The following is a 26,345-nucleotide window of genomic DNA, read 5'->3' on the forward strand; positions in this document are numbered from 1 at the left end:
CCTCACACAGCTTGTTTCTTGAATAGCTCTCTAAACACGGGATAGATATCTTCGGCTTGTTTTATGTGTTGAACCGCGATGTTGGTGTGTGTTTTCTGTAATGTTTCGTACTCTCGCCATAGTGTTTGATGCGCTCTGTTGGTTATTTCGATATAACTAAAATATCTGACAACAGGCAGTAACTGTTTTTCGAGGATCTGATGACAAGAGGGTGAATCATCAGCCCAATTGTCTCCATCAGAGGCTTGTGCTGCATATATATTCCACTCGGTTGCCGGATAACGTTTTTGTTGGATCTCATGCATTAATTTAAGTGCACTTGAAACAATGGTTCCACCAGTTTCCTGTGAGTAGAAAAATTCGTGTTCATCGACCTCTTTTGCTTGGGTATGGTGGCGAATATAAACAACTTCCAAGTTTTTATAGGTGCGAGTTAAAAAGAGGTAGAGCAAGATATAAAAACGTTTTGCCATGTCTTTTGTTGCTTGATCCATCGAACCTGAAACGTCCATAAGGCAGAACATAACAGCTTGGCTTGAAGGAACTTCACGTTTAGCGTAATTGTTATAACGTAGATCGAAGGTGTCAATAAATGGCACTTTCTTTATTCTGCACTGCAGATCGTCTATCTCTGCTCTAAGGGCTAATATGCGTTCAGCGTTAGAACCTGCTGTGTCTTCAAGTTCTGTCAACTCTTGTTGTAGTTCCTTAAGTGTACGTTTCTTGGATGATGTCATTGCCATGCGACGTGCAATAGAGGACCGTAAAGAACGGATGATATTGATATTGGCTGGCACGCCATCATTGGTAAACCCAGCTCGATAAACTTGATATTCCACTAGTTTGTTAAGTCGATTGTTTTGCAGGTTAGGTAACTCTAAATCTTCAAACAGTAACTCCAAATACTCGTCTTTTGAGATCTGAAATACAAAATCATCATTACCTTCGCCAGAATCAGAGGCTTCACCTTGTCCTGCACCTTGACCGCCACCAGCAGGGGGTCTTTCAATTTGATCACCACGGCTGAATTTATCGTTACCTGGGTGAACTCGCTCTCTCACTCCACCACTGCCTTGGTGAAATGTAGGTTCGCTAATGTCACGGGTGGGAATGCTTATTTTTTCCCCTTTATCGACATCGGTGACACTGCGGTGTGTAACAGCATCACTCACCGCTTTTTTTATCTGTTTTTTATAGCGATTAAGAAATCGCTGACGATTAACTGTACTCTTGCCTTTTGCATTGAGCCTACGATCTATGAAATTGGCCATTCGCACCTCCGAGCCAATAAAGCGAGGGATGAATCTCCCCCACTTGGCTTTATTAAGAAGATTTTCTGACTCTCAGATACCATTCTGATAGCAATCTAACTTGTTTTTGCGTATAGCCTTTTTCCATCATACGGTTAACAAAGTCATCATGCTTTCGTTGATCATCGGTAGATGTTTTACCATTAAAGGAGATTACGGGAAGCAGATCTTCAGTGTTAGAGAACATCTTCTTTTCAATAACGGTTCTGAGTTTTTCATAGCTAGTCCATAACGGGTTAGTGCCTTCGTTATTGGCTCTTGCTCTAAGTACAAAGTTAACAATCTCGTTCCTGAAGTCTTTGGGGTTACTGATCCCCGCGGGCTTTTCTATCTTTTCAAGTTCAGCGTTGAGGGCTGCTCTATCAAAAAGTTGCCCTGTTTCCGGGTCTCTGTATTCTTGATCTTGAATCCAAAAATCTGCATAGGTGACATAACGATCAAAAATGTTCTGTCCATATTCGGAATAGGACTCTAGATAAGCCGTTTGGATCTCTTTACCGATAAATTCCACATACTTAGGAATAAGGTAGCCCTTTAGAAACTCTAAATATCTCTCAGCAGTTTCTGATGGAAACTGCTCTTGCTCAATTTGCCGCTCCAATACATAAAAGAGGTGCACTGGATTTGCGGCAATTTCTGTATTGTCGAAGTTAAATACTTTTGACAATATTTTGAATGAAAAACGGGTTGATAAGCCAACCATCCCTTCATCTACGCCAGCATAGTCTCGATACTCTTGATAGGATTTTGCTTTAGGGTCGGTATCTTTAAGGCTTTCGCCATCATAGACCCGCATTTTGGAGTAAATAGAGGAGTTTTCTGGAGCAACTACACGCGAAAGTACACTGAATTGTGCCAAAGTCTCCAACGTACCTGGTGCACAGGGTGTATTCGCTAACTCTGAGTTTGTGAGTAGTTTTTCGTAAATCCGTACCTCTTCAGATATACGTAAGCAATAGGGGACTTTTACGATATAAACTCGGTCTAAAAATGCTTCGTTGGTTTTATTATTCCTAAAGGTTGTCCACTCTGATTCATTAGAGTGGGCGAGAATGATACCTGCAAAGGGCAGAGCTGAAAGCCCCTCTGTACCGTTATAATTTCCCTCTTGGGTTGCAGTCAATAGAGGGTGAAGCACTTTAATCGGTGCCTTAAACATCTCTACAAACTCCATCATACCTTGGTTTGAACGGCATAATGCGCCTGAATAGGAATAGGCATCCGCATCATTTTGTGCAAAATGCTCTAACTGTCGAATATCGACTTTACCGACAAGCGATGAGATATCTTGATTGTTTTCATCACCAGGCTCTGTTTTTGCAATTGCTAGCTGATCTAAGATTGAAGGGTAGACTTTGACCACTTTGAACTTTGAAATATCACCGCCAAACTCATGCAGACGTTTAACAGCCCAAGGCGACATAATACTTTTTAAATAGCGTTTTGGAATGTTGTATTCTTGTTTGAGGATCTGACCATCTTCATCAAGATTAAATAGGCAAAATGGATGGTCATTGACAGGGCTACGAACACCGTCAGCAGTAAGTACATAAATGGGCACCTGTTGCATTAGTGCTTTAAGTTTCTCTGCTAATGAGGATTTACCGCCGCCCACTGGCCCTAGGAGGTAAAGGATCTGTTTTGACTCTTCCAGTCCTTGGGCTGAATGTTTCAAATAAGCTACAATTTGTTCTATGGCTTCTTCCATGCCATAAAAGTCTTTGAAGGCTGGATATCTGGCAATCAAACGGTTTGAGAATAGCCGACTGAGTATAGGCTCTTTTGAGGTATCAATTAACTCTGGTTCACCAATGGCGATTAATAGCCGTTCGGCTGCTGATGCAAATGCGCAACGGTCCTCTTTACATATGCTCAAAAACTCCTCTAATGAATACTCTTCATCAAGTTTTTTTTCATAGCGCTGTTGGTAATGCTCGAAAATACCCATAAACCACCCCCTAAACAACCTAAATAGAATTAGAGGCTGGATAACAGCGGCCTCCTACTATTAAGATTAGACCTAATTTGCAAAGGCTGAGATGAAAAAGTAAATAAAAACAATAAGAAATAGTTGCAATTGCAATAGTTGCAGTTGAGATTAAACTAATAATAACGTTTTGTTAGTCCAAATTTGAGGCTGATGAATCGTCTATTTTTTACGTCTCTTGGTTGTAAAAATACAGGAGAACGATTAGATATCGCCGTTGTTTATTGTGGGTTGTCTAAATGCAATCGGTATCACAGGAGGATAATGAGTATTGACTAATGGGGGCATGAAAGCAGTAAAACCCGAGCTTATAGAAAGCTCGGAATAGTCACTTGTTGTATATGAAGGCAAATGTCTTGGCTGGCTTGATGTTACAACCACATTTGAAAGCGAAGATTAGCTACTTCTTCAACCTTAAAGCGGGTACAAAAAAGACTAGCAAGGCAACAAGATAAGTTGAAAACGCCACGATCATCCACTGACCCATCGTTATACCCATCATCTCCCAAGGTATATCTGAACACATTCCTGTTGGCATAAACACTGATGGAAACCATTCATGCAGTGGCATCCAAGTTGGAAACTCCGGAAGAAATGAACAGGTTGCAAATGGAGATGGGTTGGTTTGCATATCCACGAGTTCTAGTGCTAGTTTTAGCCCCCAAACGGCGCTTACTCCCCATATGCCCAACGCTGCCAATCTAGCAATACGAGATTGGTAACCAGCTAAACCTACAACCGCAGCAAACAAAATACCAAAGATAGCTAGCCTTTGATAAATGCACATAACGCAGGGGTCGAGTTTCATAACATATTGAAAAAACAGTGCTGCTAACTCTAATAAGACTGCGGTAGCAGTAAGGGTCAGCCAAGCGGCTCGTGATTGGGCAAAACGGGTTAATGCATTCAACGACAAGGTCTCCATTGCAAATAAAAAACGCCCTGAATAGGGCGTTTTATATGACTAACTATTATTAAAATAGTTCAGTTATTACATTATCAATGTGCTGATACTGCACTATTGCCAGCTTCTTGAACAGTGTGATGGATCAACATTTCTGTATCGTAGAAATATTGAGTCATCTGTTCTAAGGCCCCAAACTGTATCGCAAGTATGCCTACGATAGACAAAACAATCGTATAAGGCAATGCCATCCAAACCATACGTCCGTAGGACAGACGAATGAGAGGAGCAATAGCGGATGTGAGCAGGAACAGGAATGCAGCCTGGCCATTAGGTGTCGCTACTGACGGTAGGTTAGTACCAGTGTTAATCGCAACGGCGAGAAGGTCAAACTGATCGCGGGTGATTTGTCCATCAAGCAATGCCGCTTTCACTTCATTGATATAGACCGTACCCACGAACACGTTATCACTCACCATCGAAAGCAGTCCATTGGCTATATAGAAAATAACTAACTGGGTGTTGCCTTCATAACTTAGCGCCCATTGAATGACTGGAGCGAAAAGCTGTTGATCGATAATTACACCGACAATAGCAAAGAAAACAGCTAATAAAGCAGTAAATGGCAAAGCCTCTTCAAACGCTTTACCTAACGCGTGTTCATTGGTCACACCATTAAACGCGGTGGTTAGAATAATAACCGATAGGCCAATTAAACCAACTGATGCCAAGTGAAAGGCCAAACCGAAAATTAGCCAAATACCAACAAGTGCTTGTACTACCAGTTTCATCTTATCGTGTTTAGTACGATGGGCATCTTCGTGTGCAGAATAGTCAGATAAAATCTTATGCACCGCATCTGGTAGCTGTTTACCATAGTCAAAAACTTTAAACTTTTCGACAAGGTAACAAGTAAGTACACCGGCAAAGAAAACAGGGATAGTCACAGGAGACATGCGTAATGCGAATTCAGCGAACTGCCAATTTGCTTGAGCTGCAATAATGAGGTTCTGTGGTTCGCCGACCATGGTACAAACGCCGCCTAATGCAGTACCAACACCAGCGTGCATTAATAAGTTTCGTAGGAAGCCTCTAAATGCTTCCAACTCCTCTTCACACAGTTGGCTTTGTCCATCACTAGTATGATCATGGTTGTCATTAAAGCTCTTACCCGATGCCACCTTGTGATAAATAGAGTAGAAACCTACCGCGACCGCAATAATGACCGCAATAACTGTTAGTGCATCTAGAAATGCAGATAAGAAAGCTGACGCCACACAAAACATGATAGACACGGCGACTTTAGAGCGCACCTTGGTAATCATTTTGGTAAAGGCAAACAGCAGTAGTTGCTTCATAAAGTAAATGCCTGCAACCATAAAGATTAACAGTAGCAATACTTCTAAATTAGCTTCAATTTCATGCAATACTTGACTGGGAGAAGTCATGCCGATAATCACGGCTTCGATAGCGAGCAACCCTCCAGGTTGCAACGGGTAGCACTTGAGCGCCATAGCAAGGGTAAAGATAAATTCTAAGACCAGCAGCCAACCCGCAACAAACGGATTAATATAAAAAACGACTGGGTTGATCACTAGAAACGATAATATTGCGAATTTGAACCACTTCGGCGAATTGCCTAAGAAGTTATCAAGAAACGCCTGACTCATTGTCACAGGCATGGAATCCTCACTCTGGTATTTTTATAGTTTGATAATAACAAAAAATTAACTAAATTTGTTGTTACTAATAAATCAGTCGATGCTAAAGGTAAAACCTTTTGGCTAACTTAAAAAGCATTGTCTGCCTAAACGGCTACCTAAATCAAAAAAAATCATATAAAAATCATCGTTAGCGTGTTTTTTGAACACATTTGTAGGTTTATCGTCTCAGCATTTAGCTAATACTCCTGTTTGGGTTTCCATTTTAACTAGCTCTGGTATGATCAGTATTAGAATAATACTAACAATTGGATGAAGTAGGCTGATGATCATCAATGCGAAAGGCCCTGCAAGTTTTGCAGAGAAATATATTGTACGATCAATTTGGGACAATAAATTTCCCCCCGGCTCTATTTTGCCAGCTGAACGAGAGTTGTCAGAGTTAATCGGTGTCACCCGCACCACTTTAAGAGAAGTGCTGCAACGATTAGCACGCGATGGGTGGTTAACCATCCAGCACGGCAAACCTACCCGAGTAAATAATTTCTGGGAAACGTCAGGTCTTAATATTCTTGAGACGATTGCCGAACTCAATCCCGATGGATTTCCTGAGCTAGTAGACCAATTGCTATCAGCTCGTAGCAGTGTTAGCGCGATCTATTTCAGAGGAGCTATTCGTAATAACCCTGAAAAATCGGTTGAAGCATTATCAAGGCTTGATGAGCTTGAAGACACTGCACAGGCTTATGCTGATTTTGATTATGAGTTACAGCATACATTAGCATTTTCGTCTGGCAACCCGCTGTATGTATTAATCCTTAATGGATTTAAAGGCTTATATAGTCGCGTTGGCCGCTACTACTTCTCTAGTGCAGATGCTCGCGCGTTAGCAATGGATTTTTATAAGCAGTTACAGCAGTTAGCAATAGATAAAAATTATGCTGAAGTGGCCTCATTAATGCGGACCTACGGCATTAATAGCGGCATGATGTGGCAAAGCTTAAGAGATGATATGCCAGTGGGGCTGGGTGAATCTAATAAGTAAATAGCGTGCTCATAACGATGTAGTGTAATTATTGTTATCGCAAAAAAGCCATCAAACATGATGGCTTTTTTTGTGTCTCGGATAACTTACAAGTCAAAGCTGTAATAGATATCTAATGATTGCTCAATAGTGCCGGATACGGTCTCAAGATAGAGTTGGGACAATAGATAGTAGCGCACTGTCATCTCATATCCTGGATTGAACACTCCAATACCATATTTAACCATTAGGTTTTCGCCAATAAAGCCACTAATGGCGAATCGACCATCATCATTGGCGTCAAGCTGGACATTTGAAAATCCAATTTTTTCGATGATCCCGGTCGCAGTATTACCGATATTGCCAATAGCACTGCCACCAATTTGATTACTTAGACTAAGTGCAGCCCCCATCATGAGGCCACTATTCTGATCTCCATCGCTACTGTTGAGGCCTGTGCCTCTAATAATATAATTTAAAATTTCTGCCTGTTCTTTCGCAGGGTTTGAAAAAAGGTTAACCACGGGTTTCATTGGTGTGCCAGTTATGCGAACACCTGCAATCACATCTTCTTCCTTTATTTCACGTGCTGCTTCAATATTTAAATTAGGCACATCCAGTGGACCGATGAACTGCATTTCGCCTGCTCTAATCTGCAGTGTCTGCCCCATGAACTTATAGGTTCCATCGATGACTTTAATTTCACCAAACAGCAGAGGAGGTCTAAAAGGACTCTGTTTTAACTCTAATTTTCCTAGTAGCTTGCCATTGAGGCCCATGCCGTCAACTTTAAGATTATCGCCGATATTTAAATTGACCTCTGCCGAGACAGCTAAAGGCGTCGCTTTTTTCGTCTCAGTGGTGAGGCTGTCTTTAAAGACTACGTCTTTTGAAACTGCGACGCCTCCCTCTGGGAGCTGAACAATAGTGATGTGGCCTGAAGGCACATTGATATCACCCTTTACATCTACAGAGTGGTCGGTAAAGCTGATATTGAGATCTGTGCCCACGTTTAAAATAGCCAAAGGAGGTTGAATAACAGCTAAGTCATCACCTTTGATATTAAAATTGCCTTTAATCTGCTTATCTAGCCAATTAAGCTGACCATCAATATAGGCCAGCCCATCACCCATTTTTAGCTCTCCGTCAATTTGCGCTTTCTTGCCTGCAAAAATTAGATTCAGATCGATATCCTCTACCAAGGTTGGGTTTGCGGTTGCCAAAATGGAACCTTTCTTAAGAGATATTTCACCTGAAGCCTGTGGATCGCTGAGTGTTCCACCAATTGTTAAGTTACTTGTGATAATGCCCTCAAGTATTTCCAATTGAGGTAATAGCTGCGCCAATGCATGCAAGTTTATTTGCTGTAGCGATAGGGTACCGTCGATAGCTCTATCTGGTGTTACATTTATTGTTAAATCAGCATTCAAGCTGGCGACTTCATGAGACTCTAATGCAACTGACGTTTTAAGGTGTTGCTCATTTAATAGGCTACTAATTTGAACTGAGCGATAGCCGATTGAAACTTCGTTCTTGTTAGTGGCTTTTGCTTTGAAATCTAAGTTCCCTGGTGCGAGATCAAGTTTTAACGATCCGCTAGGTTTGCCCTCGTTAAACCACTTAAACTCAGATGCAAAGGTAGCAGGACCATGCCAGTTAATACTACTAGGGAGCCAAGGTTTAATTAGCACCCCAATATCGCCAATATATTCTAGTTTAGCTTCGCCGCTGAGACCTAGTTTAACGGCTGTTTTAGAGCACAGTTTGCCACTGAGATGGGATAAGCAAAAGGGGTTGATTTCACCTTTAGTTTGCCCAAGGTCGTAAACAGCATTTAGTGGCATATCTAGACTGACATCGCCAAGAGTTGATGATAGTGATAATTGGTTTATAACAGCAGTTATTAGGTTATTTTTTTCATCATACAGGCTGTTTAGCTCTGTTTTTAGCGCCAACTCTCCTTGGGTTTCTATGTTCAAGGATTGTTGATTAAGGTCGCCATCGCTATTAATGTTAATAGCGTCTAAATTAATATCATTGTAGCTGAAGTTTTTAGCATCAAGTGAAGCAGTAAATGACTGATTATCCAGTGGCTGGTATTGGCCTTTTAAAGTGAGTGTATCAAGCTCTAGCTGGCTAAATTTCAGATTATTACCGAGTAGAGATATATTAATATTTGGCTGCTTCGATTCACCCGATACATCAATATCACTGTTAATCTGTCCGCGAGCATCTGGGTGCCACAAACTTAAATCTGGTACTTTTAAGTCGCCAGTCAAGGCCCAGCGTTTATCAACTTCGCCTTTAATATAGAGTGAACTTTGCAGTGCATGAATATTAAGCCCTGGAGAGCTTAGGTACCAATCTTGATCTAAGGTTAAATCTCCCTCTAGCGTTAAAGGATAGCCTGCGACATCGCCATTAAGGTTTGCCTCTGTGACCCCAATAGACCATTGAGCATTCTTTAGCACAAACTCGCCTGTTGTTGCCATCGAACCATTGATATTACTCTTGGGAAGAGGTTGCTTTAAGCTTAAATTTAACTGGCTTAAATCGAGTTCATCGCTAATAAAATAGCTGTTCCATGACAGTACGTCGCCATAAGTCAAACTGCCATTTAGGCCTACATTTCCCATAGGACTTTTTACATCAAGTTGATCGAATTCAAATCTGTTTTCTTTATGTTTAAATTGGGATTCAATCTTTAACATTGGATGGTAATCGGATCTAAAGTGAGTGTTTAGATCGACTTGCTGTAGATTAAGATCACCCTTTGTCTCCAAGTTAATATCTGTGGCAATAAACTCAGGTTTAACTAATGGCCATTGTAACTTTTTTGAACGCAATGATATTGAGTAGGGCATTGTTGGTTTCGACAGTGCAATGCTTGATGACAGGTCAAATTCAAACTGTCCCTGACCTTGAATATCAGTGTTAAGTTGGTTAAAACCTTGCTTGACGATGATGTGCAGTTGCTGATCACTTAATCCAGGTACCTCAGTGACATGGCCAAGATCTAGGTCAAGTTCAAAGTCCATCGGATAATCTTTTGCTAGCGACATTTGCCCGTCCAAGTCAACGGTGCCATAACTGTGACTTGCTGAAAATTTCTCTATGTTAATGAGAAAGGTTTGATAGCTACCACTTAGGTATAGATGCTTAAAGTTATCTTGTCTTGGGCCCAGAATCAGATCACCATTTTTGATCTCTAGCGCTTCTACATAGACTGGAATGGGCATAAATACTTCAGGTAAGTTTGCCATCGCCCACTCGGCATCTTTTCTATGGGTGTTTAAATCTTTTTCTGCAGTACTTGCCGTTATTGCGGTGGATGGCTTTGTCTGTTGAGTTACAGTATCTGCTTGCTTGTCCGTTACTGTCTCTCCAAGTGGGATGGAGACTAACAGGTCTTTGGCATAGATATGTCTCGCTCTAATTCCGGTGCTTTGCCACTCCGCGCTCAGGTTTAGCTCGGCAGCATTGAAGTCCATGTCATTGACACGGACTGTGACTTGGCTCAGGGAGCCTATATCTAGCTTTATGCCAAAGGGCAGGGTGATCTCTTGGTTTTCTTCGATACCACTGAGTATGTTGTCGACCGTCTGACTTTGGTTTTTAGCTTGTTCGGCGTTTTTACTCGTTATCTCTACATTAGTGGTAGCAGTATTTGTGTTGTCAGTAGAGGATGGCTCACCAATCAAAGCGGTATCAATCTCAACATTGACTTTACTCGCGTTTAGTTCATTCACACAAAGCTGTTTCTGCACTAAACACATCGGGTTCCAATCCAATACAAGGTTGGTTGTTTCAACCTTTACACCAGCCATTTGCCAATTACCGACTTCCAACATTAAGCGGCGATTTATCTTGCCAGATTTATAAATCACGTTGAGATCGGGTACGAACATATCGGCTAACCGTACTGCGATATGCGTTCCGAAGTTGGTTCCGATAATGATGGCGAATAAGATCAGCAGCCCTAATGGGATGTAAAAAATTGTTCGACTTACGCGCTTAAACCAACGCCAAACCTGTTGAGATACCGTTTTGGATGCTGCAGCCGATTCAGCTGCCTTAGCATTGCTCGTGCTTGGAATGTTGCTATTTGATCCACTCATAGCTCAGCTCCCATGGTGATATGGATCCGCCAAGGTCTACTGATAGTATCCGTCTCTTTTAAGCCAACACCTACATCAAACTTTACCGGGCCAATGGGTGATATCCAATGCACGCCCGCACCAACAGAGGTAATTGCTTCAATTTGATTGACGTCGAATGCATTACCGGCATCGACAAAGGTAGCGACTCGCCAATTTGGAGTGACGTAATATTGATACTCGATGCTGCCGACCATTAAATAGCGGCCACCAACGACTTCTCTCACGAGATCTCCATCGTCATTAACAGAATCAATAGATGGGCCCAGCTCGTTATAACTGTAACCACGAATACTTTGGTCACCACCGGCAAAATAGCGCAGCGAGGGAGGGATCTCAGCCAAGTTATTCTCGTTGGTAAGGTTGGCAGCTAGATCTAAACGAGAGACAAAGCGATGTTTATCAAAGAAAGTTTCGATCCACTTAAACTTTGCTTGAAAGCGTGCCAAGCGGACTTCAGAGCCAAGGCTAGGATCAGCAAACTCTAAGCTGTAGTATTGCAAAAAACCAGACTTAGGATCGAGTGAGTTATCTCCACGAGATGTTTTAGACACGTTAGCACCTAGTAGAACGAATCGCGGATCATAATCGATACCAGACTGGGTATAACTCTCTTTCATCACTTCTGCAGAATAGTTCAAAATCCACTGATGGCCTAAACGTTGTTGGCGGATCACTGCAAAGAGCATTTTTGAAGATTCGAGCTGGCCGGTGTTTTTGAACTTTTTATCTTCAGTGTCATATACTTGGGTAACACCATACTTGTCGCGCAACATGCCAACACGCAGTTTAAGTTGGTCATCTAGTGGGTGACTCAAAGGTATAGTATAAGTGGTTAAAAATTTGGGTCTGTCAGGAGCCCATTCTGCCGTTGTTTCTTGGGAGTGACCATAACTATTAATTTGCGGAGTTCGCCAAGTGACTCGTACTCGCGGCTCGATACTATTATCGACAGTATTACCAATATCGACGCCTAAACCCAGTTCAATAGAATGATCTGGCTTAGGGCTCAAGTCGACTCTAATGGGTACGAGCAATCCGTCTACCTGCTCAACTAAGGGCAAGACTTTAATGTTTGAGAAATAACCGGTATCCAGCAGTTGTCGATTCAGTTGACCAAGATTCCCCGTACTATAGGGAGCATCAATATCAAACGGGATCAGCTCTTGTAGGATCTCTGGTTGCAGCGTGTGACCGGTAAAGGTGACTTGGCCAATGTGATAGCGCTTACCTGAGTTGTAATGCAGGGCTATTTTTGCACTATTATAGTCTCGGTCTACCTCAATTTCTGCTTTTTCAAATTTACCGTCAAAATAGCCGCGAGCTAACGACAAGGTAAGCAGTTGCGCTTTTAACTTTTCATAAACACCATGATTAAGCCTATCTCCTGGACGAATTGATAGCTGGGCCAGCCACTGTTCGAATAGAACGTCATCACGGAGTTCGCCGCCCACTTGTATATCAATCCAACGAACCGTTGTAGGTAGACCAGGTGTGATGACGTAATTAAGCAGCCAAGGGCCTTTGTCTTTGGTAATAAATTCTTGTTTAATTTTACTGTTGTAGTAGCCCATTGAATGCATCGCTGCATTGATATTGTCTTCAGCGTTAAAAATAAATGCGCGCCTTTGCACTTCTGAATCAGGTAAAGCGCCTAGATGTGCTTCGACATTCCGTGCCAAACTGCCTTTTACGCCCTTAATATTGAGCGTGAGCAAATCGTTTGCGAGAGCGGCAAAAGGAGTCAGTAAGACACTGATCAACATTAACGAATGGGTCGTTGCTCGAATCAAACTTATCAAAAAATATCAGGCTCTTATTATTAACTTTAAGTTTATGTACCTATTGTTACTAGAATCGCGAACTCAAGCAAGTTGCTGATTGTAATTATGGTCGAAAATGGTTACAAAGAGGGCAAATAAATATAAATGGATACTGTTTGTGAATTATTCCCCTATTTTAGCCGTCTGCCTGCTGGCATTCGTCGGTGTTAGCTCAACTTCATATGCCGCTGAGAAGCCGTTTTCGATTGCGATACACGGTGGTGCGGGCACGATTTCTAAAGCCAAGTTGACGGAGTCGCAACAAAAAGCATATCGCGCCAAATTACAACAAGCCATCGATGCGGGTTATAAAGTATTAGAAGATGGCGGTGATAGTCTTGAGGCTGTGCAGGTATCAATTAATGTACTGGAAAATAGCCCGTTGTTTAATGCCGGTGTTGGGGCAGTTTATACTTATGATGGAGCACACGAGATGGATTCCTCAATCATGGATGGTAAAACCATGAATGCGGGCGCAGTAGCGGGGGTACGACATATTAAAAACCCAATTGATCTGGCCAGAACTGTAATGGAAAAATCACCTCATGTGATGTTATCTGGCCAAGGCGCTGAAGAGTTTGCCTTAACCCAAGGTTATCAGTTGGTTCCTGCAAATCACTTTGATACCGAAAGCCGCTACAAACAGCTGCAAAGAGCCAAAGATAAAATTAAAATGGCGGAGTCCAATCCCGATTATCAGGCGAGTACCGGGCATAATTATAAGCAAAGTGCACTCGATTATATGGAATTGGATTATAAGTTTGGTACCGTTGGTGCTGTGGCTTTAGACCAAAACGGCAACCTTGCAGCTGGCACATCCACTGACGTATAACTAATTGACCCTAAACAGTGTTATAATGCATCCACTAATCTAACTACATGATGCATATGAAAAATAAAGCCTATTCGTACCATCGAGTCAGTACCGAAATACAAGCCAGTTCAGGCGATGGCATGCAACGCCAACGAGACAATGCGCTCAAATTCCTCAAGAATTACCCCGATTATATTTTACACGACGAGATTAATGATGCTGGTGTATCAGCCTATAAAGGTCATAACCTCTTAGCAGATGCTGGTCTAGGTAAGTTCATTGCCGCAGTCGAATCTGGCAAGATTGAACATGACTCACTATTAATATTGGAAAATGCTGACCGACTCTCTCGTCAGGGTATACGTAAAGGTCAGACTATCATTCAATTGCTATTCGACTATAAGATCAATATCGGTCTAGTTAAGTTCAATCTAATACTTAGACACGATGACGAGAATGACATAAGTGGAGCGATGTTAGTGGCGGCAGCTCTATACCTTGGTAGATTGGAATCTGAACAGAAGTCAAAACGGATAAAAGAAGTATTCGACATTCAACGACGGTCGGCAGCAAAGGGCGGCAAGAAGTTAGCACTAGCTAAGAGGCCATGGCTGACGTTATCTGATGACCGTATGTCATTTCTAGTAAACTCAGACAAAGTGGCTATCGTTAAGCGGATCTTTGATATGAAGATCAGCGGCTTAGGCATCATGAAGATCGTGGATGCATTCAATACAGAGGGGGTATCTACGATAGGCTTTGCTAAATCTAACTGGAATACGACCTTAGTTACCAATACCATCAAATCTAGAACTGTATTAGGTGAATACCATCCTAGAACGGTACAAGTAATTGATGGCAAAGAGAAAAGAGTGCTAACTGGTGAGCCGATAAAGGATTATTACCCACGTATTATACCCGATGATGTATTTATTAAAGCCAATGCGACATTTAAGTCAACTGTAGTCGGGAGAACAGGTACTTATCAGCACTTATTTCGTGGGTTCATGAAGTGTGCTTGCTGTGGATACTCACTGAGCTACAAGAACTCTGGTAAATCTAAGTACACAGGGGTCAAATACCCCGATCGATTGTACTGTAATGGCGAGAAATCACGCTCAACTGACTGTAAAATAGGTCATATTCATTATAAACCCATCGAAGATATTGTTTTAGGTGTACTTAAGTTCCTAGATTTTAAACAGATTTTTACTCCATCTGACAATACAAATCAGATCTCATTGCTCAATGCTCAGAAAATCGAGTGCGAACATGCCATTTCCAACTACACCGTAGCAATTGGTACAGTAAAGGGCAACGCTCTGCCTCTGCTTTTACAGAAGCTTGGGGATTGCCAGTCAGATTTGACAGAGGTTAACGCTAAAATTTCGGATCTTATGCATTCGACTGTAAATATCGACAAAACCATTCTAGATCTCGACTTAAGCATTGACTCAAATCGACGCCAGTTAAATCAGTACATAAGTAAGTTCGTTGACTATGTATCAAGCGATGGCTGGGAAATGTCTATTAAATTTCGCCACCAGCCGCATGCATTGACAACTGAGTATCATCGCAAGAAAGGTTTACCAGAAAGTGATCTCAAAGAGCTGGCGGGTTGCTATCAAAATTTCTTTAATACAACGAAGGAGGAATTCAATGCAATGGATAATCTCGAAGGTGTCATTACAGAAGATTGCACCGATTGGGAACAGCACGTGGAAATGGAAGACTAGGAGCGACTAATGATAATGCGAACTACGATCCAGAGCTTAGATGAAAATAATAAGTTTGTACGAAAAACTAGGTTTATGACAAAAGAGGCAATACGCATCGAGTTGTTCTTAGGTAATGCAGCTCTAGTTCTACTTGAGGATGGATATCATTTCTTTTATCCGTACGGGTTGGAGTCATTGGATCGGAAAATAAAATGACTTATCGCCAACTAAAATCTCTATTTAGAGCACTCCCTAAATATAAATAGAAACAATCTCTGATACTTTCTATTTAGGGTGGTAATTAAAATAGAATATGGTATTCTACTGATGTCTTAGAGTCTAAATAGAATAGTGGAGGGGTTATGAAGACAATAATCTATGCTCGTACATCAACTGACGAGCAAAACGTAAATCAACAAGCGAAGCATCTTGAAAAGTTGTATCCGCATTTCGACTACTCAGTCACTGAGCAGTTCACGGGTACAACCTTAGATCGTCCTAAGTTCCAGAAGATGCTTAAATCATTAGAATCTGGTGATTCATTGGTCGTACTAAAAATAGACCGTATCGGTCGTGACGCCATTGAAGTCCAAACCGTTGTATCTGAGCTTACTGATAAAGGAGTCAAGGTCATTGTTTCGGATCTCGACGGTATTGACTTGTCATCCATGGCTGGAAAAATCGTACTAGCTGTGCTGGCACAAGTAGCAGAAGGTGAGCGTAAAACAATGCTAGAACGTCAGCGCATTGGTATTGAACGTGCGAAGACGGAAGGTAAGTACAAGGGACGTAAATCAACTGATCCTAAAATAGTACATCGCATTAAAGAGCTGCATGCACAGAAGATGAAGGTAACTGAGATAGCTGGCGCATTGGACGTAGGTGTATCGACCGTATATAAGATATTAAAGGAGGCATCATGAAGGTACTCAACGAGATACTAAATACTCAGCTTGGTTTTGAAGACAATGAGCTTATGCCACTAGGCTATGAGAGTGAAGAACCAGAAGGCAGTGAACAAGATGAGGAGACAGAAGAGGACTAGCACCCTTCCTACTAGATTCGCGTCAGAACCCAAATCAATAGGCTAAGCTGGTGGAACAAATCAGTAATCATAGGCGGTGCCTTGGAATTGATGGGGGGGCCTTGTCAGATGAGGTAAGCTCCTCACAGGCACTAGGCAATTTTTTCGAAAATATATCCTGGATAAAATCCAATCTTTTCCCTAGATAGATGCTAAGTACACATGTGAGTATTCGGTTGACTTTATGTTGTTTTTTGTGTTAATATATCATCTATTCCTAGCACTTAATGGCACAGGTTACTCAGTGCAGCCATGAAGCAAGACCCGCTTACCTAAAGCGGTTAACTGACACAGACAGACCCCAAATTAAGAGAACGTCTAATTTTGCACTCAGCCACCAGCTGAGAGTTAAGTCGTCTTGTGTCTTGATATAGGAGCTTATAGCCTATGAAAAGTAAAACAGATCAAACCAACGTACTCATCAACGATTACACCATAGCTGGTAGCCCAGAGGCTAAAGAAAAAGATGGTCGTGGTGGCTCTCGTAAAGGTGCAGGTCGTAAGATTGGCTCTAAATCCAAAACGCCATATACCCAAACTCGTGCAACTGTGTATTTTGATAACGAAATATCATCACTAGAAGTATTCGATAATGAAAGGGATTTAAATATCATCTTCACCCGTAAACCAACGGATATTCAAGCACGCCGCGGGGTTAAAGATCAGTATGGCAAGGCTAAGTGGTGGTGTCGTATTGATGGTGAGTTGACGTTTAAGGAAAACATATCAGCTATAGCACGCGATACATATAAAAAAGTGTCGGATGCTAATTTGAACAGTCAGGATAAAACCTATAAGAGCATAGTTAATGCTCACAATAATTTCGTCAAAGATGAGTTCTTAGGTGTGGTAGTCGATAAGGTGAAGTTAAAGGAAATAGATAGTCAGATATTAATTGAATTCAACGAGTCTACTCGTCATTCCGCGTTATTCAAATGTGCTCGTAATGGCTCACTAATGAAAGAAAAATCCTTTGTGGGAATAATGACCATAGCATTACTCAATAACACGTGGTATTGCATAACAACCTCATCTCATAAAGAGGTTGGTATGCGTACCGAGAAACATATCATTGGTATGGGTGATATGGATAAACGTGCAGGTGGTTACTTGTCAGACTTGGGACTTCATAACTTAGCCTTTAAAGACTGATCTAGTCCCTTACAATCAAAAAATAGTCCCTTAAAATCAATCTTTACTCGTAAGTTGCTGATTTTATACGTATAGCTGTGCCTGCTACTAACAACTAGTGCGTACCGCTAAGAAACAACTGATTCAACTGATTAAACGTACCGTTTTGGTGCGATGAATAAGTCAAATGACCAAAGATAAGAACACAGGAATCCGTCGGTACGGAGGATTACTTATTTTGAAATCCTAACCGTCGGTACGGAGGTTGGATATTCAAAATACCCAAGAATGATATCTAAAGATTAGCATCAGAAAAGCACTGATGCGAATCGAAGCATCAACCAAAAAGCGGTTGATACTACTTCTTCACTTCTTGGATTTGAAGTCATTGATTTAGTACTAAAGAGTACAGATCGTTTTATTGACGGTACGACCAGCGTAATGATCCATTACAAATTTGTACAATAAGTAAAGTGTTACTGGCTCATGACACTCCTATCGTCTGCAGCACATAATTTTCAGACAATAGGAGTGTAACCAACATAGAGGAACCATAATTATGAAATACCAAGAGCACCATATTAAAAACTATGCATCAGAGAGCCGTCAAATACGCTCAGATGCCAAAGCAACTCTAAAGGGGATGATTATATCCCTTAAATTACATCACACTCATAGCATCAGTGAGATAGCTAAGATGTTTAATAAGTCTCACCGGACTATCAGTTATTACATCGAAGAGTTAAAACAGTCAGGCCATATCCCTGCAATTCGTATTAATCCAACGAACCAGCATACTAAGAATAGGCAGAGCTTCGTTATAGGGTAGATAGATACTCTTGTCACTGGCTATGCAACTTAGCTTGTATGGCAGACAGAGAGAAAGAGAGCTTAACTCATAATCAAATAATGCGGGGAATGTGGCGAGCTTATGCTAATGGCCATTAGACTACGATTTTAGTTACAATAAGCGACTTTTCCACACCTGAAGTTGTTGATGAGGTGTTATTTTAACTATAAGGCAGACTCTATTCTGTCCAAGGCGTACCATACATTTTGCCCAAAGTGTGGTTACCTTTGAGTAAAGATGAACTAATCGTCTTCAGCGGGGGATGTGCTGATACAGCTGCGAAACGCTGCAAATACAATCCCTGCAAGCTCTGCGATAACTACCATGTCATGGACGGTCACGGCCAGTATTTACACTGGGTAATTAGAGCCTTCATTTCTGCTGTAGTTGTTCGACGTCTAAATCGGAAATGCCCCAAAGTAAGTTTGCAGATAATGTTATCAACTCAACAACAATTGTATTGAAGCATAAAAAATTAATCTAAATTATGAATGAGATTAAACCTTACCTTTCGCTTCCAATTTTCGAATGGGGGAACTATCAAATACACATAACGGTGTATCGATAATTTCCTAACTTTTTTGTTGTCTTTAAAACAATAGGTTATAGTTGGATGGCGAACATTATCAAGACGCACAAATAGTAATTACAAATGCATCATAGATAACAATACAATCAGTACTGCTGTTTAAGTAGACGTTATTTGGTACAGAAAATTGGAGGGTGAGATAAAAGTGAAAAATAAATTGTGTGCATGGGGAAATACGACCAAGCTTGGTGCTGGTGATCATACTTGGGTTACGACATATACTGACGGAACAGGTGAACCTGATACTCACTTAGGCGATTATTGGTATTGCTGGGGAGTATCACATTCTGCGGCAAGTATTTTAGGCAAAAGTGACATTGGTGCTGATTTTGCTCGTCAAATTGCAACACCAAACGATCCAGAAGAGAATGTCGGTATTAAATATTTAGTAGATGGTCTATGTCATCAAATGGCAAATAGGTTACTAAGATTCACTTATGATAAATCTACAGGTAAACGAATCAAAGTATCAAATGCTTCAGGTTACCAGCTATCAAAAGCTATGTATGGTGAGTATGGAGGCAGCTCTTTTACTACTGATGGTAAAAAGAGACTCCAGCAATGGAAAACTATGGTGATGCAATATCGAAATAATAAGGAAAACTAATATGCAGAATGACGATCGTGTTAGTGAATTGATGGAGCTAAGCGCTTCTATGACGAAGGATATTTCGGAAGGTATTGTATCGCGAGAAATAAAATTAGCGCATAATAAGAATTTGGTTATTGAACTATTATCTCAAGGGATAATTAAAGAGATTGAACTAAAAGATATAATTGAACGCTGTTTTCAACGGTTTCTTTCTGAAGTTTCAGAAGCATATGGTAATGATATATGTCAGGATATATATGAATACCTTCCTGGAGATAAGTTAGGTTTCTTAAATGAATACGAGCCTGTTGATGGTGTTGATGCAATCAAGTTGGCGGCAGTTGAACTAACAGAAGCTTTGGAATTAATTTGTAGTTTTCCAGCAGATAAAACACGAGAGCGCGCAACTTTAAAATTGGCATCTGATGATTTGAATGCAATAAGTTTGAAGTTATCTCGACGAATAATTCATGAACGAAAAGTAATAACTGATGTATCTTTAGGTCTTGTTGCAGAAGCTAGTGTAATTCGAACTACAATTTTGCCTGAGTTTACCTCTGTTTTATCCGATAGTAACTTTAACGATATTAATACTAAAATTAGAAGCGTTACTTCTGATTTAGAAGATCTCGAAAGTCAGCTTCCTCTGTTTCATGCTGAATAACAATGCCACCAATTGACGTATTTGACTCCGCAGTTTTGATGTGGAGCTCTATGTGCTCAGTAGGTTCATCGAGGCGTAACTTATTGCTGACGTTATATGCTTAGTGGCCATAATTGATTCATTTGAAATAGTAACGATGAGCTTCTAACAAAAGTCGATATCTATTTTCCTCTTTGAATATACAGAGCATACTATTTACGTGACACTTGATTTTAAACGTGTCTAGTATTATTTTTTCTAGCCTAACTCGGCCGGGTTTGTTGTTATCTAGCCAAAGCAGATGAATATCAGGTAGATGTTCCCACATTTTGTATGCTGACTTATTTTTAATAACATTCCCGTGCTCCCAAGGAATCAGACCGCATTTCTTTCTTAGTGCTCTTTTTTCATTATTAGTGTTAATTTCTGTTCGTTTTTGTCCTAAGTCGATCTCGAAATCCGACACTTTTGGTAAGCAATTGAAAGTACTAACTATATAAGTATAGCCATCAGTTGAAAAACACTCTGTATGACCATTTCCCATATAATTTTTCATCTTTTCACTCGAGATGTTAAACTCCTTCAGTGAATGCTGTAGTATTTTCTCAAATTTATTAGCAACAAATCTACTTTTAGATTCTATGTAATTTAATTCATATACATCAGTAGGTTTTTTGAATTGGTAAGTTGCTTTTCGTGCAAAAATACACTTAGCGGTTCCAATTTTAAGCCATTCAAATCCATCTTCAGCAACCATGTGTAGTAAATACAAGCCATTTGGGCTTGACCAATGGTCACCACATTGTTTACAGGCAAACCATTGCCTACGAACGTGTACAGTTTGCAATTCCTGTCGGTGTCCGCATGACAACTCATATACTTTGTAGCCCGACGCATCAGAATTTGAAATTAACTTAATACCTGCACTTACTGCCTCTTCTTGATACTTTATTTCGTTGCAGGTATCGCATCGGAAAGTATTACTTTTAATGCAATGAGTTTGTATAGTTTGTCTGTGACCACAAGACAAAAACTCATATTTATTTGGGTTTCTATTAGTCCCTTTTTCTATAAATTCCAATCCCCTTAACAGTAAGAGAGTTTCTAGCTCTATTTTTTCACAAGTATTACAACAAAATGATTTGTCGCGCACATGGTCTTGTCTTATTTCTTGTCTGTGACCACAAGGTAGTTCAAAAAGTCGATAGTTTGTGCCTTTCTGGGACGAAGATATAATCTTTAGACCTGAAATAAATGCTTCGTTTTCGATCTTGCTATGTTGGCAAAGTGTACACCTAAATCTACCATCTCTTACATGCCCAGCTTTTAAATCCTGTAGGTGTCCGCACCGTAACTCATATTGGCGGTATTGCTTACCTAATACACTATCCCCAATGTATCGAATCTCTTTGCGTTTTGCTTCTTCTATGTATTTGTGTTCAATGCAAACACTACACTTGAAATTGTTATTCCTAACATGAGTAACTTGTAGCTCACATTCATGACCGCAAGATTCAAACCGATAGGTTTTGTAACCGCATTTTTCAGAGTTACGCAATAATTCTAAGCCAACAGATTTTGCTTCGGTGAGATGTTTAGGGTTTAACATAAAAATTAGAAATTAGAGGGTAAGGAAGTAGCATTCTATGTCAATTAAAACGCATAGAACATACATTTAAGAGTGATTCTCAACGCTTGGCATTCATTTATCTGATTGCCATATGTTCCCTAATGGCAGCCATTGCTTTCAGAGCTAAATCATTTCTGTCCAAATGTGAGCTAGCAAAGAAGTATAGTCTGTGTGATCACCAAGCGATTATGTCATTAGAGACAGTCATAATTTGGCTAGCTATTATGCACTTTATGTCAGAGATGCTTATATCTTTTAGCTAAGCCATTGTGAGTCGGAAGTAGTCTACGAATCACTTTGTTGACTGTGTATTTACCACTCTATAAGGCAATACGCAGCACCCGTGACTGGTTTAAATTGCTTTTGGTATACCTCGTGTGGAATGGGGGCGTTAACGTCTTACAGTGCGTTATACGGGTAGTTGTTTCAGCCATATCTCTATGTTTTTCTTTTGCTTCACGCTGCAATCCAATAGTATTGATGTAAATGTATTAACTAGATGAATAAAATGAAAATAATCACTGTTTTGTCATGTCTCTGCGTTCTCAGTACATCTTTTGCTAGCTATGCTAATGATGCTCCATTTGCCATTGCTATTCACGGTGGGGCTGGAACTATTCAACAGAGCAGCTTTACTCCTGAAAAAGAACAAGCATATCGATTAAAGCTAAAAGAAGCTGTTGATGCTGGTTATGTGGTTTTAGAAAAAGGTGGTACGAGTCTTGATGCTGTAGCACAAGCGATTAATGTGCTGGAGAACTCTCCATTCTTTAATGCAGGTATTGGAGCCGTTTACACTCACAATGAGCAGCATGAGATGGATGCATCTATCATGGATGGTAATACTATGAAGGCGGGGGCTGTTGCTGGGGTTAAGCATATCAAGAACCCTATCGATTTAGCACGTCTCGTTATGGATAAATCTGTCCACGTCATGTTATATGGTGAAGGTGCCGAGGAATTTGCGTTAACCCAAGGGGTTGCACTTGTTGCAAATGAGACATTCGATACACCTCATCGATATGAGTCTTTACAGCACGCAAAAGAAAAAATGCTCAAATCGCAATCCGAGAACAAAGATTATATTGCATCACATAATGAGCTTGAGGTTGAATATAAGGTTGGAACAGTTGGAGCTGTAGCACTTGATAAACAAGGAAATATTAGCTCTGGAACTTCAACTGGAGGTATGACAAACAAGCGTTATGGTCGCATTGGCGACTCGCCAATAATAGGTGCGGGAACGTATGCCGAAAATGGTGTTTGTGCAGTATCTGCAACGGGTCATGGCGAGTACTTTATCCGTTATCATGTGGCAGGAGATATCTGCGCTCGGGTTAAGTATCAAAATAAGTCGATTATTCAAGCAGCTGATGAAGTCATTAACCAACGTCTAATCACGGCTGGTGGGACTGGTGGTGTGATAGCCATTGATCATCGCGGTAATATTGCTACGCCATTTAACACCGATGGTATGTATCGTGCTACTCGTAAAAGTGGTGAAGAAGCACAAGTGATGATCTGGCGAGATAAGTAGTCAATCACATAAATAACAGTGTTAAAACTATATTGTTAAGGCATCGAGTATTAGCTTAATGCCTTTTTTGTGTACACATGTGTACACTCCTTGCAAGCTCCTATACTATAGACGCAACAATTGTAGGAGATAGCATGAAAAAAATATTTATAGGCGTTTTAATTTTTGGATTATGGGGTTGTGGTAGTTCATCAGAAGAAGATGTGCCAACCCCACCTGAATTACCAGTATGTGAACAAGAGTGGCGTACGGATGTGATGCAGGGCTATCCAGGCGGGTTGAACATACAGCGCTTATACGATGTTTGCACCAATGAAAGAGTGTTGACAGAGTGGTTTGATGACGATTATGCAGAGATGCCACATGAACTGGCCAATTACCGTTCGCTCCCTATTGAAGGTGGTGAGTACGATAGTAACTTCATTTATAGAATCCAATACCGTCAAGAGGGGGATTTCTTAGGCTATGATGATGCTGGGGAAGTGATTTATGACATTAACAGATACTTCCTTAATTTTGCATATATAGATAACAGCTTTAGATTTATGACAGGTAGAGTTGAGCGAGGCAGTATAAAAGATACATATATTGATATTAGCAACTATCCTACACCTCAGAGTGATGGTCAGGTGTTTACCTATTTTCAATACGACTATGATAACTTTGATTATAATGAACCCGTTTATATAACCCAATGTACACTATTAGAAATTGAAGGATCATACTCTGGAGCATGTAAGCACCATGATGCGACTTATATCATAGATGAAGCATTCAAAGAGATGATTGATTCGATCAATAAGAATGATTCAACACGAGATTACGGAATCATTTATGAGAGAGCGATTAAAGAATATTTAGGGATTTGGTAGGAACTGATGGGCTGCCATTGAATTTGGCAGCCTAATCCATTCAATATGTTCCTTTGGTCATGATGTACAAGGGGGCTACCTTTCAGATAGCGTTATCATTTCTAATACATATCATCATTGATGGTACCAATCCATTTTAGCCATAAAAACTATTTAGGGTTAATTACCCATACCTCTACCGGTGGAATGACGGCTAAACGATTTGGACGCATTGGTGATTCTCCTGTTATTGGAGCGGGCACCTATGCAGAAAATGGCGTTTGTGCGGTATCTGCCACCGGTCATGGTGAGTTTTTTATTCGTTACCATGTAGCTGGTGATATCTGTGCCAAAGTTAAGTATCAGAAAAAGTCTATAATTCAAGCTGCAGATGAAGTGATAAATCAGCGTCTTATTACTGCTGGTGGCACTGGTGGTGTAATCGCAATCGATCAACGAGGCAATATTGCCACGCCGTTTAACACCGAAGGCATGTATCGTGCGACTCGTAAAAGCGGTGAACCCGCTCAAGTGATGATTTGGTCTGATCTGTAGGGACTTAAATGTGTACTAGTGCCAACGAATGGGCGTTAGTACACATTTTCATTTACACTGTTAGTTAATCCAAACGGTAAAATCCAATTGCACTATGGCTCCAAAACCTGATCGCATTACAGCAATGCAGAATATCATCGACCAAGTAAAGCGTGAGCTACCCTTAAAAGATCCTGAAACGTTTGTCTGTGGTCCTGATGGTAGTTGTATTGGCTGCCCTAAAAAATTAGTCGAACTGGTTGATAGTGAGCTGTGCTATTGGGAAAGTGCCATCGCCAATGGGGAGACTCCGCAACTAGGAGATATTAGTCGCTTTGCCAAACTATGTAACAATGTGAGGCGAGGGCTTATACGTAACGATGCCCTATCTAAGTATCAAAATTTAAATCAATAACATTACTGTGCTTCCTTTAATCTCTAAAATAACAAAGGGGCTCACACCGGTACCAGTTTAACATGCGCTTACTCAATGTCTTTTTCTGTCAGTTTTGCTTATCAATACTGCTAGGTACATATGCTAACGCAGCAGTCCAATCCATAGACTCTTTGGACGCCATGGTGAGCAATGTTGCTCGACAAAATATCGCGACCTCGATTGTATTGACTGATGCGAACTTGATTACTTTAGGTGTGGTCAATTTTGATCCTAGCTCAGTGGTAGATCTTGCTCATTTGGACACGGGTTCGGAGAGCTCTCTCCAGCGCCGCCGTGAGCTTAAAACTTATTCTTTACCTTGGACTAGCAGTTGGTCAGATAGCATTACCGATTGGCAAACCTCAACCTATCTCAAATTATCCTACATTGGCTCTAAACAGTCGGTAGATTTTTCACAGCCTGCGAATCAGATAGATCAATTATTAGAAAAAAGTTATCTGTTCCAAGCTGAGCAACGATGGCGATATCCAGTATCAGAACATTGGAAGGCTCTGTTTGGCATCGGTGCCCAAGCCATTTGGTATGAAAATAAATTTGAGTATCGTAGCGTTTTAAAACAGTTTGAATCTTTATTTGATAATGGTTTATTGAATACCTCTTATGGGGCGTTGATGATTGACCCCTCAATTGAGTTTCGTTATGACAATCTTGTTTTCGGACATCGTTGGCAGTTTATCAGCCGTTACCGTTTTGCTATTGGCCGTACGTTATTCACCGATTCTGCTCCACAGGATGTGTCTATAAAAGTAGGCCGCTTTAGCAATACATTGATGTTTCATTATCAACTCCCGAAATTGGTTGATTACGACAATGAACTACGATTGATGTTTAAGCGCATCGATTTATCGGGTGATGCCGTTGCACCTTTGGCAACGGATCATTTTTATGAGGTTGGTGCAGGGTGGGTGATAGACACACCTTGGTTGTCCTCATTGATTGACAATATTGGCTTAGGGGTTACCGTTAATATAGGCAGTGTGCTAAGTGGCGGCAGTGTACTGCTGTTGTTCAATGAAGACATTTAACCCATATTTATAATCTTTCCGTCT

19 protein-coding genes and 2 pseudogenes are annotated in these 26,345 nt (G+C 40.8%); 14 read left to right on the forward strand and 7 right to left on the reverse strand.

Going from position 1 to position 26,345, the window contains the following annotated elements:
- Positions 1–2 precede the first annotated feature (2 nt).
- The 4 genes from JK628_RS10510 to nhaB all read right to left on the reverse strand — a co-directional run bounded on the left by JK628_RS10510 (position 3) and on the right by nhaB (position 5,883).
- On the reverse strand, positions 3–1,271 hold the full coding sequence (locus JK628_RS10510) for a YeaH/YhbH family protein (RefSeq protein ID WP_202289414.1): 1,269 nt from the start codon (positions 1,269–1,271) through the stop codon (positions 3–5).
- Positions 1,272–1,323: 52 nt separating this feature from the next.
- Positions 1,324–3,258 carry a PrkA family serine protein kinase gene (locus tag JK628_RS10515; RefSeq protein ID WP_202289415.1) on the reverse strand — a complete coding sequence of 645 codons (1,935 nt, stop codon included), beginning with the start codon at positions 3,256–3,258 and terminating at the stop codon, positions 1,324–1,326.
- Positions 3,259–3,697: 439 nt separating this feature from the next.
- A complete protein-coding gene (gene dsbB / locus JK628_RS10520; RefSeq protein WP_202289416.1) occupies positions 3,698–4,207 on the reverse strand; it encodes a disulfide bond formation protein DsbB in 510 nt (169 codons plus the stop codon).
- Positions 4,208–4,296: 89 nt separating this feature from the next.
- Positions 4,297–5,883 carry a sodium/proton antiporter NhaB gene (gene nhaB, locus JK628_RS10525; protein WP_202289417.1) on the reverse strand — a complete coding sequence of 529 codons (1,587 nt, stop codon included), beginning with the start codon at positions 5,881–5,883 and terminating at the stop codon, positions 4,297–4,299.
- A gap of 304 nt (positions 5,884–6,187) precedes the next feature.
- Between nhaB and fadR the strand changes: the two genes are divergently transcribed.
- On the forward strand, positions 6,188–6,907 hold the full coding sequence (gene fadR / locus JK628_RS10530) for a fatty acid metabolism transcriptional regulator FadR (protein WP_202289418.1): 720 nt from the start codon (positions 6,188–6,190) through the stop codon (positions 6,905–6,907).
- Positions 6,908–6,993: 86 nt separating this feature from the next.
- On the opposite strand, the gene tamB is transcribed toward fadR, so the two are convergent.
- Positions 6,994–11,004 carry an autotransporter assembly complex protein TamB gene (tamB, locus tag JK628_RS10535; protein WP_202289419.1) on the reverse strand — a complete coding sequence of 1,337 codons (4,011 nt, stop codon included), beginning with the start codon at positions 11,002–11,004 and terminating at the stop codon, positions 6,994–6,996.
- Positions 11,001–12,845 carry an autotransporter assembly complex protein TamA gene (locus JK628_RS10540; RefSeq protein WP_443020002.1) on the reverse strand — a complete coding sequence of 615 codons (1,845 nt, stop codon included), beginning with the start codon at positions 12,843–12,845 and terminating at the stop codon, positions 11,001–11,003. Before JK628_RS10540 ends, tamB begins: the two co-directional genes overlap by 4 nt.
- 97 nt (positions 12,846–12,942) lie before the next feature.
- Between JK628_RS10540 and JK628_RS10545 the strand changes: the two are divergent.
- From JK628_RS10545 to JK628_RS10575, 8 genes and pseudogenes are all read left to right on the forward strand, one after another.
- A pseudogene (locus tag JK628_RS10545) lies at positions 12,943–13,689 on the forward strand (isoaspartyl peptidase/L-asparaginase family protein); the annotation flags it as partial.
- Positions 13,690–13,754: 65 nt separating this feature from the next.
- Positions 13,755–15,416 (forward strand): recombinase family protein, encoded by a 1,662-nt coding sequence (locus JK628_RS10550; RefSeq protein ID WP_202289420.1) that lies wholly within the window; start codon positions 13,755–13,757, stop codon positions 15,414–15,416.
- 344 nt (positions 15,417–15,760) lie between these two features.
- Complete coding sequence (locus JK628_RS10555) at positions 15,761–16,321, forward strand: recombinase family protein (protein ID WP_202289421.1); 561 nt, start codon at positions 15,761–15,763, stop codon at positions 16,319–16,321.
- Entirely contained in the window at positions 16,318–16,443 is a 126-nt protein-coding gene (locus JK628_RS23465) for a hypothetical protein (RefSeq protein ID WP_272931653.1), read from the forward strand. Before JK628_RS10555 ends, JK628_RS23465 begins: the two co-directional genes overlap by 4 nt.
- Before the next feature lie 426 nt (positions 16,444–16,869).
- Complete coding sequence (locus JK628_RS10560; RefSeq protein ID WP_202289422.1) at positions 16,870–17,634, forward strand: hypothetical protein; 765 nt, start codon at positions 16,870–16,872, stop codon at positions 17,632–17,634.
- A gap of 538 nt (positions 17,635–18,172) precedes the next feature.
- Positions 18,173–18,442, forward strand: a complete 270-nt coding sequence (locus tag JK628_RS10565) for an HTH domain-containing protein (RefSeq protein ID WP_202289423.1) — start codon at positions 18,173–18,175, stop codon at positions 18,440–18,442.
- A 755-nt stretch (positions 18,443–19,197) separates the two neighbouring features.
- Positions 19,198–19,659: a hypothetical protein gene (locus tag JK628_RS10570; protein ID WP_202289424.1), complete on the forward strand. Its 462-nt coding sequence runs from the start codon at positions 19,198–19,200 to the stop codon at positions 19,657–19,659.
- A 1-nt stretch (position 19,660) separates the two neighbouring features.
- Complete coding sequence (locus JK628_RS10575; protein WP_202289425.1) at positions 19,661–20,308, forward strand: hypothetical protein; 648 nt, start codon at positions 19,661–19,663, stop codon at positions 20,306–20,308.
- A gap of 118 nt (positions 20,309–20,426) precedes the next feature.
- Here JK628_RS10575 and JK628_RS10580 read toward each other — a convergent pair whose 3' ends face one another.
- Positions 20,427–21,896, reverse strand: coding sequence for a GIY-YIG nuclease family protein (locus JK628_RS10580; RefSeq protein ID WP_202289426.1), 1,470 nt, complete (start codon positions 21,894–21,896; stop codon positions 20,427–20,429).
- Positions 21,897–22,425: 529 nt separating this feature from the next.
- Here JK628_RS10580 and JK628_RS10585 point away from each other — a divergent pair.
- From JK628_RS10585 to JK628_RS10605, 5 genes and pseudogenes are all read left to right on the forward strand, one after another.
- On the forward strand, positions 22,426–23,454 hold the full coding sequence (locus tag JK628_RS10585; RefSeq protein ID WP_237524186.1) for an isoaspartyl peptidase/L-asparaginase family protein: 1,029 nt from the start codon (positions 22,426–22,428) through the stop codon (positions 23,452–23,454).
- Between the two features lie 134 nt (positions 23,455–23,588).
- On the forward strand, positions 23,589–24,326 hold the full coding sequence (locus JK628_RS10590) for a hypothetical protein (RefSeq protein WP_202289428.1): 738 nt from the start codon (positions 23,589–23,591) through the stop codon (positions 24,324–24,326).
- 159 nt (positions 24,327–24,485) lie between these two features.
- Positions 24,486–24,860, forward strand: a pseudogene (locus JK628_RS10595) (isoaspartyl peptidase/L-asparaginase); the annotation flags it as partial.
- Between the two features lie 94 nt (positions 24,861–24,954).
- Positions 24,955–25,254 (forward strand): hypothetical protein, encoded by a 300-nt coding sequence (locus JK628_RS10600; RefSeq protein ID WP_202289429.1) that lies wholly within the window; start codon positions 24,955–24,957, stop codon positions 25,252–25,254.
- A 62-nt stretch (positions 25,255–25,316) separates the two neighbouring features.
- Positions 25,317–26,321, forward strand: a complete 1,005-nt coding sequence (locus tag JK628_RS10605) for a Solitary outer membrane autotransporter beta-barrel domain (protein WP_202289430.1) — start codon at positions 25,317–25,319, stop codon at positions 26,319–26,321.
- The last annotated feature ends 24 nt before the right edge of the window (positions 26,322–26,345 follow it).

Source organism: Shewanella sp. KX20019 (assembly GCF_016757755.1).
Lineage (GTDB): Bacteria > Pseudomonadota > Gammaproteobacteria > Enterobacterales > Shewanellaceae > Shewanella.